The sequence below is a fragment of the Acinetobacter legionensis genome (assembly GCF_048552295.1).
Classification (GTDB): domain Bacteria; phylum Pseudomonadota; class Gammaproteobacteria; order Pseudomonadales; family Moraxellaceae; genus Acinetobacter.
Genome location: NZ_JBIMCW010000003.1, coordinates 189,313 through 205,052, shown reverse-complemented (window position 1 = coordinate 205,052; position 15,740 = coordinate 189,313). Strand labels below are relative to the sequence as shown.

General features: G+C 36.8%; 15 protein-coding genes. 11 read left to right on the top strand and 4 right to left on the bottom strand.

Annotation, left to right across the window (positions count from 1 at the left end; translation table 11 throughout):
* Positions 1-40: 40 nt before the first annotated feature.
* From yihG to ACG916_RS04015, 6 genes are all read left to right on the top strand, one after another.
* The gene (gene yihG / locus ACG916_RS04040) at positions 41-958 is read left to right on the top strand and encodes a 1-acylglycerol-3-phosphate O-acyltransferase, YihG family (protein ID WP_336952910.1); all 918 of its coding nucleotides are present in this window, start codon (positions 41-43) and stop codon (positions 956-958) included.
* Between the two features lie 37 nt (positions 959-995).
* Positions 996-2,048, top strand: a complete 1,053-nt coding sequence (locus ACG916_RS04035; RefSeq protein ID WP_419327566.1) for a preprotein translocase subunit SecA — start codon at positions 996-998, stop codon at positions 2,046-2,048.
* Between the two features lie 140 nt (positions 2,049-2,188).
* A complete protein-coding gene (gene minC / locus ACG916_RS04030; protein WP_336952912.1) occupies positions 2,189-2,908 on the top strand; it encodes a septum site-determining protein MinC in 720 nt (239 codons plus the stop codon).
* Between the two features lie 67 nt (positions 2,909-2,975).
* Positions 2,976-3,788 carry a septum site-determining protein MinD gene (gene minD / locus ACG916_RS04025; RefSeq protein ID WP_336952914.1) on the top strand — a complete coding sequence of 271 codons (813 nt, stop codon included), beginning with the start codon at positions 2,976-2,978 and terminating at the stop codon, positions 3,786-3,788.
* A 2-nt stretch (positions 3,789-3,790) separates the two neighbouring features.
* Complete coding sequence (gene minE / locus ACG916_RS04020) at positions 3,791-4,063, top strand: cell division topological specificity factor MinE (RefSeq protein WP_004722763.1); 273 nt, start codon at positions 3,791-3,793, stop codon at positions 4,061-4,063.
* A gap of 221 nt (positions 4,064-4,284) precedes the next feature.
* Positions 4,285-4,572 (top strand): PA4642 family protein, encoded by a 288-nt coding sequence (locus ACG916_RS04015; RefSeq protein ID WP_336952916.1) that lies wholly within the window; start codon positions 4,285-4,287, stop codon positions 4,570-4,572.
* A 473-nt stretch (positions 4,573-5,045) separates the two neighbouring features.
* Here the strand turns inward: ACG916_RS04015 and ACG916_RS04010 are convergent, their stop codons facing one another.
* Complete coding sequence (locus ACG916_RS04010; protein ID WP_056514634.1) at positions 5,046-6,650, bottom strand: isocitrate lyase; 1,605 nt, start codon at positions 6,648-6,650, stop codon at positions 5,046-5,048.
* A gap of 625 nt (positions 6,651-7,275) precedes the next feature.
* On the opposite strand from ACG916_RS04010, the gene ACG916_RS04005 reads away from it, so the two are divergent.
* From ACG916_RS04005 to ACG916_RS03995, 3 genes are all read left to right on the top strand, one after another.
* Complete coding sequence (locus ACG916_RS04005; RefSeq protein ID WP_336952920.1) at positions 7,276-8,265, top strand: LysR family transcriptional regulator; 990 nt, start codon at positions 7,276-7,278, stop codon at positions 8,263-8,265.
* A 128-nt stretch (positions 8,266-8,393) separates the two neighbouring features.
* Complete coding sequence (gene paeA / locus ACG916_RS04000) at positions 8,394-9,722, top strand: polyamine export protein PaeA (protein ID WP_336952922.1); 1,329 nt, start codon at positions 8,394-8,396, stop codon at positions 9,720-9,722.
* Between the two features lie 395 nt (positions 9,723-10,117).
* Positions 10,118-11,458 (top strand): CitMHS family transporter, encoded by a 1,341-nt coding sequence (locus tag ACG916_RS03995; RefSeq protein WP_004722773.1) that lies wholly within the window; start codon positions 10,118-10,120, stop codon positions 11,456-11,458.
* A 96-nt stretch (positions 11,459-11,554) separates the two neighbouring features.
* Here the strand turns inward: ACG916_RS03995 and ACG916_RS03990 are convergent, their stop codons facing one another.
* Together ACG916_RS03990 and ACG916_RS03985 are read right to left on the bottom strand one after the other, a co-directional pair.
* Entirely contained in the window at positions 11,555-12,055 is a 501-nt protein-coding gene (locus ACG916_RS03990) for a hypothetical protein (protein ID WP_336952925.1), read from the bottom strand.
* A 288-nt stretch (positions 12,056-12,343) separates the two neighbouring features.
* Positions 12,344-12,505, bottom strand: a complete 162-nt coding sequence (locus ACG916_RS03985) for a hypothetical protein (protein ID WP_419327565.1) — start codon at positions 12,503-12,505, stop codon at positions 12,344-12,346.
* 415 nt (positions 12,506-12,920) lie between these two features.
* Here ACG916_RS03985 and ACG916_RS03980 point away from each other — a divergent pair, with 415 nt between their 5' ends.
* A complete protein-coding gene (locus tag ACG916_RS03980) occupies positions 12,921-13,931 on the top strand; it encodes a zinc-binding alcohol dehydrogenase family protein (protein WP_419327564.1) in 1,011 nt (336 codons plus the stop codon).
* Between the two features lie 153 nt (positions 13,932-14,084).
* Complete coding sequence (locus ACG916_RS03975; RefSeq protein WP_419327563.1) at positions 14,085-14,237, top strand: hypothetical protein; 153 nt, start codon at positions 14,085-14,087, stop codon at positions 14,235-14,237.
* 83 nt (positions 14,238-14,320) lie between these two features.
* Here ACG916_RS03975 and ACG916_RS03970 read toward each other — a convergent pair whose 3' ends face one another.
* Positions 14,321-15,313 (bottom strand): NAD(P)H-quinone oxidoreductase, encoded by a 993-nt coding sequence (locus ACG916_RS03970; protein WP_419327562.1) that lies wholly within the window; start codon positions 15,311-15,313, stop codon positions 14,321-14,323.
* Positions 15,314-15,740: the final 427 nt, after the last annotated feature.

Below are 15,740 nucleotides of genomic sequence, written 5' to 3'. Positions count from 1 at the left end.
GCTTGAACTGGCACTCACAATAAATCATTAGGACTGTTCTATGTCATCTCAACAGCAGAAGCAACCTATTTTAAAAAAAATTACGAAAGGTTTAACCGTTGGCTCAGTGATTACTGGCAGTACTTTTTTTCACGGCCCACCTGTTTTAGCTTTAGGCTTGACCAAATTATTTAAAAAGTCAAAAAAGGTGGATGAAACCAATATCAATATCACCAATAGTTGGTTAAGTGTAAATAATTGGTTGATTGATCATGTTCTTCCCGAAACACAATGGGACATTACTGTTGATGACAACTTGGATTTAAATATGCAAGGTCGTTATTTAATGACCTGTAACCATCAAAGTTGGGTCGATACTACCGTAAACCAATATTTTGGTCTAACACGCATGCCTCTCACCCGCTTTTTCACCAAATGGGAACTGATCTTTATACCATTTGTTGGGCAAGCATTTAAAATTCTTGGCTTTCCGATGATGAAACGCCATACAAAAGAGCAGATTGCAAAGAACCCTGATCTCAAAACACGTGATATGGAAGAAGCACGTAAAGCCTGTGAACAGTTATTAAGCCAGCCTTTTACATTGCTCAACTACCTTGAAGGAACACGTTTTACCCCAAAAAAACATGCTCAACAGCAATCCCCTTTTACCAATTTACTTAAACCTAAGGCCGGTGGACTTGCTCTCGCCTTAAATATCTTAGGTGATAAGATTGACGCTCTGGTGGATATGACCATTGTGTATCCAGATGGTGCACCCGGTTATGGTGAGTTTTGGTTAGGTGAAGTACCTCGAATTGCAGTTAATATGCGTAAAATTGAGATTCCTGAATGGGTACTGGGCGGCAATTATGAAGATGATGCAGAATATCGCGAACGCTTTCAAAACTGGGTTGATGATTTATGGAGTGAAAAAGATCAACTGATTAGCACCATAAAACAAAAATATAATCACTAACTTTCAATTGAAGAAAAAACTACAGAATAGGATGGATATGACAGAGCAAGTTCCACCACTCGAAAACAGTACAGAAACGAAAAACGATATGTCACGAGGATGGTGGATCGCTTTTGGTTATGACATCTTTATGATGTTTATCATCGTCTTCAACCTATTCTGTTTATGTGCCAATGCTTTTTTAATGAGTAATTTTGGTGACTGGCTTTTCAATGAAATTCATCTACCGCAAGTTTTACAGTATTACAAAACAGATCTGCATCCGTGGGTGATTAAAACTGAAAGCTGGTTTATTACCTTTTTGATTGTTGAATTAGGCATTCGCTGGCTCATCGCTATTATCAACAAACACCATGCGCGTTGGTTCTTCTTTCCATTTATTCACTGGTATGAGATTTTAGCGATTATTCCTTATTTACGTTTTTTACGTTTAATTCGCGTCGGTATTATTGCTTATCATTTTCATGAGTTAGGTTATAAGGTTATTCCCGATAACATTCTAAAACGTGTGCTGTTTTATTATCGAGTACTGATGGAAGAATTATCAGATCGTGTTGTGATTACCGTCATTGATGGAATTAAACAAGAATTAGACACCAGCTCAAGCCATAAAAAAATCATTCATGATTTAATTGATCACCATAGAGATCGTTTTGCACAAACTTTAGCTGAAGTCTTACAAGAATCTTTGGCCACTGAACTAAAAGCACAAAGTCATGTGATTACCCATAATGTCGGACAGATTGTACGTCAAGCGATTGAGGACACCCCGCAATTGACCCAGTTATTGCGCATGATCCCAATTGCAGGCAGTATGATTGAAAATCAGATTCAAAATATTGGGCAACAGCTAGGTGAGAATATTACGCAAGGATTGGTGCAACCGTTTACTCAAGGCAATCTACAAAATCCAAACGCGACCTATCAATTAATTTCAACCAAATTAAGCCAATTAAATATTGAAAATCAAAAACTTGAAGAACTAGTTGAATCTATAGTCTATGAAAGTTTAGAATCGTTAAGGAAACAAGTGAAAGTAAAACAATGGCAGCTTGAATTAGAAAAAAATGATCAAGTAAAAGATGAGTGATTCAAAGAATAAGCAATTCATTGAAAATATTTGTATCTTTGCTAGAGAAATCATTCAATATGTTCTAGCATTTGCCCTATTTCACAATTTTTGACGCTTAGATAGAAAAATTTAGGTCACATGCCTTTTAAGGAATAATTATGGCTGATATACGGATTACAGGCAGAATGGTTAATTTTACCCGATTAACCTTCGATACTAATGATCATGATGCCATCCGCCAGCAATTAACTTCAATGATGAGTGAGACCTCTTATCAAGGGGCTTTGGTCATTATTGATACCACAGTTGAACAAGAGCTTATTGCCCTGATTCAACTCATTATCAGCCTAGATTTACAGCCTATGGCTGTGATTGATGGTTTATTGGGTGACCAAGCACGTGCAATTCAATTCCCAGTCTTGCCTGCCGATCGTCCATTGCAACGGATTAAACCGACGAAAGAACAAGTGGTTGAAACTCCAGTAAAAGCACCCGCTGTAGCGACACCAAATGTAAGCGTAGATGCGTCTAAAACATTGAGTCATGTCACTTCATATCATGATGAAATTTTAAGAACTGGGCAATGTTTGGTTCAAGATCATGGAGACATCATACTGAATGCTGGTATTAACAGTGGTTCAGAAGTGATTGCTTCAGGAAATATACATATCTATGGCAGTGTTCGTGGTAGAGTCATTGCAGGCGCAGGTGGTAACACCAGTGCAAGAATTTTTTGTCATTCACTAGAAGCCGAATTGGTTTCTATTGCGGGAACATATTGTGTAGCAGATGACATTCCTCAAGATGTAATTAAAAAAGCTGTACATATTTACTTGAATGACCAGCAAGAGCTAGTGTTTGAAGCTTTGCAATTTTAAGGTATAAATTAAACACCATATAAAACTCGTTTAATCGGGTAAAATGACCATAACAGGAGTGGATTCGGTGGCCAAAATTGTTGTCGTTACATCAGGCAAAGGTGGCGTAGGTAAAACTACGACGAGTGCATCTTTTGCAACAGGATTAGCCCTACGAGGTCATAAAACTGTTGTGATTGATTTCGATGTGGGTTTGCGTAATTTAGATTTGATCATGGGCTGTGAACGCCGTGTCGTATATGATTTTGTAAATGTCATCAATAACGAAGCGCGCTTACAGCAAGCGCTAATTCGCGATAAAGATATTGAAAATTTATATATTTTACCTGCATCGCAAACCCGTGATAAAGATGCACTGAGCGATGATGGTGTTGCTCGTGTAATCGATGAGCTTGCACAAGAATTCGATTATATTATCTGTGACTCACCTGCAGGGATTGAGCGTGGTGCAATTTTAGCCATGTATCATGCAGATGAAGCGATTATTGTAACAAACCCAGAAATCTCTTCTGTTCGAGATTCAGACCGTATTATTGGTATGCTCGACAGTAAGACGAAAAAAGTAGAAAACAACGAAGGGCGTATTCGTAAACATTTATGTATTACGCGTTTTAACCCTGAACGTGCCGATAAACAAGAAATGTTGACCATTGATGATATCTCAAAAGATATCTTACGTGTACCAACTTTAGGCGTCATTCCAGAATGCCCTAGCGTACTTCAGGCATCGAATGAAGGTAAACCTGTCATTCTTTACCAAGAAGCATCTGCTGGGCAAGCATATGATGATTTAGTTGCGCGTTTCTTGGGTGAGGAACGTCCTTATCGACATATTACAGTGAAACCTAAGGGTTGGTTAGCACGGTTATTTGGAGCGTAGAAATGGCAGGATTTTGGAGTAAACTTTTTAGCAATGATGACAAACCATCTAGCGCCCAAACTGCTAAAGATCGCTTAAAAGTTATTGTTGCTTCTGAAAACGGTTTGGGCAAACGTTTAAGCCAAGACAAGATTGACCAAATGAAAAAAGAAATCATGCAAGTGGTTAATCGTTATGTCCGTGGCGTGGATGAACAGCATATTCAAATGCAAGTTCGTTCTGAAGCCAACATTGAAATGTTGGAAATGAATATCAATTTACCTGAAGAACGATAATTTCATTATTGATTAGTCAAGCGGATTGATTCAGGGCAAAATATAGGGCAGAGTTAAAAAGGGTTACTTTTTCTCGTGCAATATATTTTGCCCTTTTTGTTTTAGATTTTTTTCAGCTAAAGATTGTATTTATCCTTATAAAATAAAAGATAAATAAGGTTGATATAATGTTGTAAATTAATCATTTAATTTAGAATTATTTTATTTGAGGAGATGCTGTTATGGCACTTTCACAGCCAGCAACGTTCAATGAAGAATGGTCAGACGAGCGTGTTTTTGCCTACTTAGATCAACTTCCTCCTGAAGGTACTAATACTGATTTTCATGTACTTTATCATGCCTTTAAACATATGCGTCCTTTTGACTATGAACGCTTATTGACTAAGTTTGTTGCTGCTGGTCGAAATATCAACGCAACTAATCCAGAAGGTCTACGTATTCATGATGTGATTGCAGAGTACCCGCGTCAAAAAGAAGGTTTCTTAGAAGTATTAGCGAAGTTTGCTTAAGCACTTCAACCAACGAGCAATGTAGTCTTGAAATATTGCTGATCTGTAAACGCCTAATGAACTTCATTGGGCGTTTTTTAGTTTATATATCCCATTTTATCAATGTCTATATCTCAATGTTCTATACTATTTCCTACAAAAAAATATTAAAAACATCCATATAAACAATTAAGTCAGTCAGCATAATTTCATATGAACAAATTAACTTTTCTAAAATTACACTATTTTATTTGATCTTTAATCACGTTTAAACATCATTTAATTTTATTTATGTCAAACAACCATATGCTTTGTAAATACGCATTGCTTTTATGATTTACTTTAAATCACTCCTGTATATCAGCACTGGATAATTATATTTAAATGTAGTTCCTGTTTGATATGTCTGAAGTTGAAGTATTTAATTCTACAGACTCTAATAACCTTTCATAAAAAAACCCAGCTTGCGCTGGGTTTTTGAATCAAGTCAATGCTTAGTGAGCAGCAAATTGGTTCATTGTGTTTTTAGCATCGTCATGCGCTTTAAGTGCATTGTCACCAGAGAAGATTTCTTTGTGATCATCACCGATGTCAGAACCCGCCATCGCTTGGTGTTTAACACAAGCGATACCACCACGGATTTCTTTACGTTGTACACCAGCAACATAAGCCAACATACCTTCAGTACCGAAGTAACCTTGTGCAAGCTCATGAGTAGAAAGCGCAGCAGTATGGTAAGTCGGAAGTGTAATCAAGTGATGGAATACACCCGCTTCACGAGAAGCATCTGCTTGGAATGTACGGATTTTCGAGTCAGCATCAGCAGCCAATTCAGAAGCATCGTACTCAGCGCTCATTAATTTAGCACGGTCGTAAGCAGAAACATCTTTACCTTCAGCAACCCAACGATCGTAAGCTTGTTGACGGAAGTTTAAAGTCCAGTTGAATGATGGGCTGTTGTTATAAACAAGCTTCGCATTTGGAACTGTTTCACGTACACGGTTAACCATGTGTGCAATTTCTTCAACGTTTGGAGTCGCAGTCTCGATCCAAAGAAGATCTGCACCGTTTTGTAAGCTAGACACACAGTCAAGTACAACACGGTCAATTTGAGTACCTTCACGGAACTGATATAGGCCTGAAGCTAAACGCTTAGGACGGTGTAATTTACCATCACGTTTAATCAAGATTTCATCTTCTTGAGCATCTGCAATGTCAATTTCAGTTGTATCTAAGTAGCTAATATATTGAGAAGCAATATCACCTGGCTCTTTAACCACTGGGATTTTTTGAGTCAAGTCAGCGCCTTCAGAGTCAGTACGCGCAACGATAATACCGTCATCAAGACCCATTTCTAAGAATGCATAACGTAATGCATGGATTTTAGAGATAAAGTCTTCATGTGGAACTGTTACTTTACCAGCTTGGTGACCACATTGTTTAGCATCAGATACTTGGTTTTCGATTTGAAGTGCACATGCACCGGCTTCAATCATTTTACGCGCAAGTAAATAAGTTGCTTCTTCGTTACCGAAACCTGCATCGATGTCCGCAATAATTGGCACAACGTGAGTTTGGAAACCATCGATTTGTGCAGTGATTTCAGCAGCTTTAGCTGTATCACCAGCTTCGTTTGCTTTTTTAAGCGCACGGAATAAATCATTAAGTTCTTTCGCATCAGCTTGACGTAAGAATGTATAGATTTCAGCGATTAGAGCAGGTACAGAAGTTTTTTCGTGCATAGATTGGTCAGGAAGTGGACCAAATTCTGAACGAAGTGCAGCAACCATCCAACCAGAAAGGTAGATATAACGTTTACTTGTAGTACCGAAATATTTTTTGTTTGCAATCATTTTTTGTTGCGCAATGAAACCATGCCAGCAACCTAAAGATTGAGTGTATTTACTAGAATCAGCATCATATTCAGCCATATCACGACGCATGATCGCAGCTGTATATTTAGCGATATCTAAACCAGTTTTAAATTGGTTTTGCAGTTGCATACGCGCAGCATCTTCTGGGCTAATATCGCGCCATGTGCTTCCGAATTTTGCTTTTAATTCACGGATTGCATCAATCGCTGTTTGGTATGTAGTCATGATATGTTCCTGTAATGATATTAGGATTTCATCAATCGAAGAGCTAAATCCACTCGGTATTTGTTTGTTCAGATTTAGAACACTTCGTTGTTATGGTCTTAGCTTAGATTGAGTCCTCAAATTAATCCAATATTCTGAGTTAATTTTCAGTATTTATTTAAAAAATATGTAGATCAAAGTCATATTATAATTAAACCAAAAATCGATAAACAATTAATTTATATAATTTTTAATAATTAACAACTACCTATACATTGCTTAAATATCAGTCAATTTGATAATTTTATCTCTATTAGACTTAAGTCTGAGCTTGTAACAAAAAAACCAAAACTGCATTTTTTTAATATAAAAACACCCTGAATGATCAAGAATCGGACAAAGCATAATTGGGTGATTCATCGATTGATAAACAATGTTGTTGCTTAAAAATCTGCTTATCTTCACATATAATAGCAAAATGAGGATTTATTCAAACATGCATCTCAATTTAAAACTAAGACAACAATTCTTGATTCCTCTACAACAATAAATCGTCTGCTGTTTTTTTATCTACTTTTTACACAAAAGCATTTCCTTATGGCATAATCCTCTGTGATTTCTAAATTTTATTTTCGGTATTTTTTTTATGAATCTGGAGCGGGTCGATCTCAACCTCTTAATTTACCTTGACGTTCTTTTACGTGAAAAAAATGTGACTCGTGCTGCTGAACAGCTTGGCGTTACCCAACCCGCAATGAGTAATATTTTACGTCGTCTTCGTAATTTATTTAATGACCCTCTTTTAATTCGTTCTTCTGAAGGTATGACACCAACAGAACGTGCTTTAGAATTACAACCCCGCATCCGTGACGCACTGTCTGATTTATCCATGATTTTGGAACCTCGTACTGAGTTCCGACCTTATACGTCAAACCGTGTATTCCGTATTATGACCTCTGATTATGCCGAAGCAACACTTGTTCCTCGTCTAGTCAAAGCCTTGCGCTCTGAAGCACCGAATGTTGTTCTCGACTTTTTAACACCAAGTGACGTGTCATATCGTGACATGGAACAAGGAAAAGTTGATTTAGCCATCAACCGGTTTAATGAAATTCCACAAAGTTTTCACCAAGTTTTAGTGTGGCGTGACAGTTTCTCTTGTCTACTCAATAACAAACATCCAGCTTCAAGTACTTTAAATCTTAAAAGTTATTTAGATGCACAACATATCTGGGTATCAAAAACAGGGATGGGTGTTGGTTTTGGTGTGAATCCTGAAAAACAAGCAGGATTAGGTTGGATTGATCAAGCTTTAGAGCGGATTGGTCAAAAGCGTAAAATTTCAGTCTTTACGCGTCATTATCAAATGCCTGCATTATTGGCTTCAAATGTCGATTTAATTGCGACCTTACCAACCCGTATCGCACGTTTACAAGCCAAAAGCCAAAATTTACTCATTAAAGATCCGCCATTTTATATTCCTGAATTTGAATTAAAAATGGCATGGTGTCCTTTACTTCATCATCATCCTGCACATCGTTGGTTACGCCAATTGATTCTTTATGTTGCACGTCAAATGATTGAAGAAGAAAATCGTGAATTTATGCAAAATAATTCGCATTTTTCTCAATATTAATAGGAATTTTGTTAAATTCTTATCATTTCAAGCTTATACTAATTCTAGATCGGTAGTGTGTTACTCACTACCACCCCCTTTTATGTGTTAAAAATATCTCATAATAATGATGATCCATAGGTGGATTCGTGAGCCTGTTCCAGAATATCCTAATCATCGCTGTCCTCATCGCAGGAGCTGGTTTTTTATCTTTAACTGAAATCGCACTTGCGGGTGCGCGTAAAGTTAAACTCAAAATTCTTGCCGAATCTGGCGATGAGCGAGCACAAAAAGTCCTAGACTTACAGCAAAACTCTGCCGATTTCTTTGCCGCATCCCAAATCGGTTTAAATGCTGTTGCTATTCTTGGCGGTATTTTAGGTGAAGGTGCATTTCGCCCTTATTTTCTTGAATTTGTTTCTCGTTTCTATGTCGGAAATTGGACTGAAACCATCAGTTTTGTCCTCTCATTTACTTTAGTCACCTCACTTTTTATTCTTTTTGCCGATTTAATGCCAAAACGTATGGCGATGATTGCACCCGAAAAAATTGCAGTTTCAGTCATCAATCCCATCCAGATCTTTATCGTGGTATGTAAACCATTAGCTTGGTTTATCAATGCTGTTGCTAACTTGTTATTCCGCTTGTTTAAAGTCAATACAACGCGTGAAGACAATATTACCTTTGATGATATTTCAGCGGTGATGGATGCAGGTGCACAAGCGGGTGTTTTACAAAAGCAAGAACATCACTTTATTGAAAATGTATTTGAACTTGAAGAACGTAATGTTCCATCCAGTATGACCCCACGTGAAAACGTAGTGTTTTTTACTTTAAAAGAACCAGAAGAAAGTATTCGCCAAAAGCTAGCTGAATACCCTTATTCTAAGTTCCTTGTTTGCAACGAAACCATTGACCAAGTGATTGGTTATGTCGATGCCAAAGATATTCTAGTTCGTATTCTCAATAACCAGAAAATTAATCAGTTACATGAGTCAACTATTCGTACAGTATTGACCATTCCTGACACATTAACACTATCTGAAGTCCTTGATCGCTTCAGATCTAGCAAAGAAAAATTTGCAGTCGTATTTAATGAATATGCCCTTGTCGTTGGCGTTATTACCCTGTCAGATATCATGATCACTGTGATGGGTGACTGGGTTACACCAATGGATGAAGAACTACAAATTATTAAACGTGATAACAACTCATGGTTAATTGATGGTAGTACACCAATTGAAGACATGAAGCATGCTTTAGCAATTGATGAGATGCCAGATGAAGAGAACTACGAGACACTGGCAGGCTTTATGATGTATCAGTTAAGAAAAATTCCTAAACCAGCTGACACCGTGATTTTTGGTGGTTATAAATTTGAAGTGGTCGATGTTGATCATTTTAAAATTGACCAGCTACTTGTCACACGCTTACTTGAAAAAGCAGAACCCTCGACATCAGAAGACTCTTCACAATAAGCTTCTTTAGCTCATTTAAAGCTTAGCAATCACCTTGCTAAGCTTTTTTTATGAAAAGTGGCGCTTTAATATTGCAAGATCCAGAACGCTATTGATTAGATTATAGCCTTTTGATTTATAAATTTTAAAAATATGAAAATTAACATGAATACAGTTTTTAAAATCATAAAATATAATAAACATATAAATCAATATCTTAAATTTTATAACCATTTTGGTGCAATTATAATATTCATTTTTAAATATCTGTTTTGAATACTCTATTTATTTAAAAAATAGTACTGAATTCAGTATTTCTACAAGGATATTTTAATTTAATCCAATAACTATTAGCATGCTTCTGCTTAAAAAATTAAAAGACTTCTGTTACCAAAGTCTCATTCAAGGATCGAACTATGCTAACCGTATTAGGTTTGGGCATGATTTTGTGCTTTATGTACTTAATTATGTCTAGACGAATGACTGCTCTTGCAGCACTCACACTTATTCCAATTTTATTTGCATTAATCGCTTACGGTCTTAGCTTCTATTTCGACAGCCTTGGGCATTTAGAAATCAAACAGCTCGGTGAAATGATGCTTGATGGTGTAAAAAAACTTGCACCAACAGGCGTAATGCTACTTTTTGCAATTCTTTATTTTGCCATCATGATTGATACGGGATTGTTTGATCCTTCTGTAAAATTTATCTTGAAGCTGGTCAAAGGTGATCCACTTAAAGTCGTTATTGGTACCATTACCCTGACACTCATCGTCTCTCTTGATGGCGATGGTTCTACCACCTACATGATTTGTGTAGCAGCAATGCTCCCACTTTATAAAAAGTTAGGTATGAGCCCATTGATCATGGCTTGTTTAATGATGCTGGCAAGCGGAATCATGAACCTTACCCCGTGGGGTGGACCAACGGCACGTGCTGCAAGCGCGCTGCATGTAGAAGCCAGTGAAATCTTTGTGCCAATGGTTTTACCAATGCTCGCTGCTATTCTTTGGCTCTACTTTGTCGGTTTTATGTATGGCCGTATGGAACGTAAACGCTTAGGTATTATTGAACTTGATGTTAGTCATGGTGATGACATTCAAATTTCAAGTAATCCAGAAGCAAATCGTGCACATTTAAGATGGTTCAATGGTTTATTGACAGTTGTCCTTATGATTTGTTTGGTGAAAGGCGTGTTGCCTTTACCGATCTTATTTATGATTGCACTTTGTATTGCATTGGTGGTCAACTATAAAGATGTCGATATGCAAAAATCTTTAGTTGCTCATCATGCAGGTAGTGCTCTAAACGTTGTGGGTATTATTTTTGCTGCAGGGATTTTTACTGGGATTCTTTCAGGGACAGGCATGGTTGATGCGATGTCTAAAGAATTGGTGGCGATTATTCCACAAAGTATGGGTCCTTTTTTAGCGCCCATTACTGCTGTGATTAGTATGCCTTTGACCTTCTTTATGTCGAATGATGCTTTCTATTATGGAGTGTTACCGATTCTTTCTGAAGCGGCAAGTCATTATGGTATTACACCTGTAGAAATGGCGCGTGCTTCAATTGTCGGCCAACCTGTACACTTACTTTCACCATTGGTTCCTTCAACATATTTATTATGTGGATTGGCTGGTATCGAATTTGGACAGCATCAAAAGTTCACTATTAAATGGGCGATTCTTACCTGTTTGGTAATGCTTGTTGCAGCCATGCTGCTCGGTGTATTCCCACTCTATTCAACACTACACTAATAGAAAAAAGCCGATATAAATATCGGCTTTTTTCATTTTAAATAGATTATTTTCATCATCTATTTAAAATAATGATTTATTTAGAATCAAATCCAATTAAGCATGAATCAATACATCAAGCAATGCTTGATAATGAATTGAAATATCATCTTCTAAAATTTTATAAGCGCTATCAAACTGCACCATTGGCCAGCCTTCTTTCCAGAAAGGAAAAATATTATGCAGGTCACGCGTCACGATTGCATCTTCACGAATAATCGCTTGAGCAACTTGTGATAACACTTGAGCGGTTTCTGCCCCATCAAGAGCTAAATAATCGATACCTTTTGCTTTTAAAATACGGATTCGATCTTTCTTATAACGAATTTTCTTGGCCTGCGCTTCATTTAAATTTAAAGCCAAAGTCACAGCTTCAACAAATTTGTCTTCAAAGCTTTGATGTAAAGCAACCAATGCCTGTTTATGTGCTTCTTGACGCCCAGCTTTTCCACCATCACGAATGATTTTTTGTGCTTCAACATTCAATTCATCCGATTTCATCGACTGAAGAATGTCTAAAATTTCAATATCACTTAATGAAGCAGAAGAATCTGTCATGGGAGTCCTAAAACAAAAATAAATAGAAATCCTATTTTCGCACAATTTTAAAATTAAGTCAGAGATAATGTTAATCTGCGGCGATGTATCTCTAGCTGATCAAATAACAATAAAGGATAATATTTTAATGCTGTTTTAGCCCTACTTGCCTGTATTAGTTTTTATTCTGCCTTATATCTTATCTATTTTTATTTTGCTCAACAACCTTAACCTCTGTCCTTGTGCTGGCAACAGTTTTACTCATATAGTCAACCTGTCAAAAGCTCAGCCAAAAGAATATAATTGCTCTTAAATAATATTTTTAATTAAATCAATGTTTAAATAGTTTTGCGTAGGCGATGGCTCGCTTTTCGTAGGGATTGTCAAACCTTGCGCTGCAAACAAAGCAGTGCTTTGTTTTTGCTCATATTGGGCGAGGGTACATCCTACACCACCGCTCAATGGCGACATCCCTGTCGCCCCGCGCTAGGATAATCATCTAGGATTCAAAAGTACAAAAAATGAATCGATAATCAATGGTTTCTAATAGTTCATATAAAAACATAAGCATCATTTATGATCTATGACTTAATAGAAATCGCCTGTATAAATAATTAGGTGGTTTGAATATATTTTGCTACCCTGCGGCTTATCAAAAGGGACGACAAACATTTAACCGCACCTTGAATCATGAAAATTGGTTGACTCTACCATTTTACATATACTGGCAATTGTTTATCTTGCGTATACGCTTGTTACTGTCCAAATTTCTTGAGTAAGATCATTTGATAAAATCTTATCAATAAGCATAAACTGACAATTTTTTTCTTTCTTAATTGAGGATTTTTTGCTATTGATTTGATATGCCAATAAAAAGTGAAACCTTATGAAAGCTATTGCTTATAAAAAACCATTCGCAATTTCAGAAGCCCATGTTTTTTCCGAAATCGAAATCGAACAGCCAGTTGCAACTGGTCATGACTTACTGATTGAGGTTAAAGCCATTTCAATCAACCCAGTCGATATCAAAATGCGACAGCGTACTTCGCCAGAAAATGATACTTGGAAAATTTTGGGTCATGATGCGGTTGGAATTGTGAAAGCAATCGGAGAAAATGTTCAAAATTTTAAAGTGGGTGATGAAGTTTTTTATGCGGGTTCAAACCAAAGACAAGGCTCTTATGCTGAATTCCAATTGGTTGATGAACGTATCGTTGGATTAAAACCGAAATCATTGAGTGATGCAGAAGCCGCAGCGTTGCCTTTAACGTCGCTCACCGCATATGAAATGTTATTTGACCGTTTAAAAATCCAAGACACCAAAGTTGAAAAACCTGTGATTTTAGTCATTGGCGCTGCAGGAGGTGTTGGCTCTATTACAGTTCAATTGTTAAAAGTACTGACTGAATTTACAGTGATTGCTACAGCTTCCCGCCCTGAATCTAAAGCATGGCTGACTGAAATTGGCGCAGATTATATTGTGGATCATAGCCAACCTTTAGAACAGCAAATCCTAGACTTGAATATTGGGCTACCTCATTATATTTTTTCAATTAACGGTACAGGGCGATATACACAAGCCATTGCAAATTTGATCGCACCCCAAGGTCATTTTGGTTTAATTGATGATCCTGAAAACTTTATCATTAACCCGTTTAAAGTTAAGTCTGTTTCAGTTCATTGGGAATCGATGTTTACTCGCTCTACATTCCTGACCAAAGATCTCAGCCGCCAAGGTGATATCTTAAATAAAGTTTCAAAATTAGTTGATGACCAAAGACTCAAAACCACTTTGGGACAAAACCTCGGTCAAATCAATGTTGAACATATATCCCAAGCTCATACACTGATTGAGTCAGGTAAAAGCATTGGTAAGATCGTATTAGCAGGCTTTTAACCACTCGAATAAAATTTAATTTTTAAGAATCGCTTAAAGGTTTATAAAAAAATTTAAATGACCCTGTGAATATCAATCAATTTAATGAATTAAATATAAATTGAACATTTTTTCATCATTTAATCATACATAGTGTATCGATAGCTTAGCGACATGGATGTCGCGGTTGAGCGAGGGGTACGCCCTATACCCCTCGCTCAACATGAGCAAAAACAAAGCACTGCTTTGTTTGCAGCGCAAGGTTTGACAATCCCTACGAAAAGCGAGCCATCGCCTACGCAAAACTATGTAAACTTTTCAAGCTAATACGAGGTAGTGCTAATTCTTTAATAATGAGAATCAACTTTTAGAGAAATAGTTTAATCACAAAGTTAAATAGAAAACTTATCTTAAATCACTTCCACCACAACTTTACCAATATGCTCACCTGTATCCATACATGCATGCGCAGCCTGAATTTGATCAAACTTAAATGTTTTATAAATCATTGGTAAACATTCCCCTTTTGCCCACAATGGGACGACATGTTGCATCAAACCTTTGGCAATTTCAGCTTTTTCAGCAGTTGTACGTGCACGCATAGTTGAACCGGTAATAGTGAGGCGTTTCATCATAATCTGTCCCAATTTTACCTCTTTGGCCTTTGCACCGCCCAAAAATGCGATATAGACCAAACGCCCATCTCTACGGAGTAGATTTAGATTTTGATCTAGATAAGGCGCCCCAACCATGTCAAGAATAATATCAACACCCTCATTTTGGGTCTTTTCAGTAATGACCTGTTCAAAGTCCTGAGTTTTATAATTAATTGCATCAGTCAAATTGCGAATAGCTTGAACTTTCTCATCTGAACCTACAGTTGCAAAGCTTTTCAAACCGAATGATTGCGCTAACATTAATGCGGTTGTACCAATACCACTTGTACCACCATGTACCAATAGTGTTTCACCTGCTTTGGCATGTGCCATTTGAAAAACATTGGCCCATACCGTAAAGAAAGTTTCAGGTATTGCTGCAGCTTGAACAAAACTTACAGCTTCAGGAATATGAATGGTTTGAGATTCTGGCACGACACAATATTCTGCGTAGCCACCACCATTGGTTAATCCACAAATTTTATCGCCCACAGTAAATAAAGTAACATCTTCGCCCACTGCAATCACTTCTCCAGCAACTTCCAAACCAGGAACAGGTGTCACCCCTTTTGGCATAGGATATAAGCCTTGACGCTGTAAAATATCGGGGCGATTAATCCCAAATGCATGGACTTTAATCAAAACTTCATCTACTTTGGGTTGAGGAATTTCTACCGTTTCATAAGCCAGTTTTTCTATACCACCAGGTTCTGTAATAATGACCTGTTGCATATTATTTGTAGACATAATTTCTTTCCTATTCCATTCATTACTTTTCATGTTTTCTGTATTTGAACATAAACCAGTGCATGTGCAAATATTTCACCACCAATGTCTACAAAATATCGTGGGTATCCTTACAAAAATATAATTTTCAAATATTTATACAAATGGCACCAAACGGATAAAGACATAAAAACAAAGATGAAAAAAACAAACTATGTTGTTAATTACAGATCACCATGCGCTCACTTATGATTTAAAAATAGGTTATCGCTTTTAATCGTTATATTTTTGACAATTAAGCATTTAATTCTTAAAGATTTACATGCTTTTTTATTACCGTTTTTTGGCATCAAAAAACTATATTGATCATTTTTTGTTTGCTAATTTAATTTTACCCTGATAATATTCAAACACGAATTAGTTTTACCCTGATAAAAATATTCAAAGG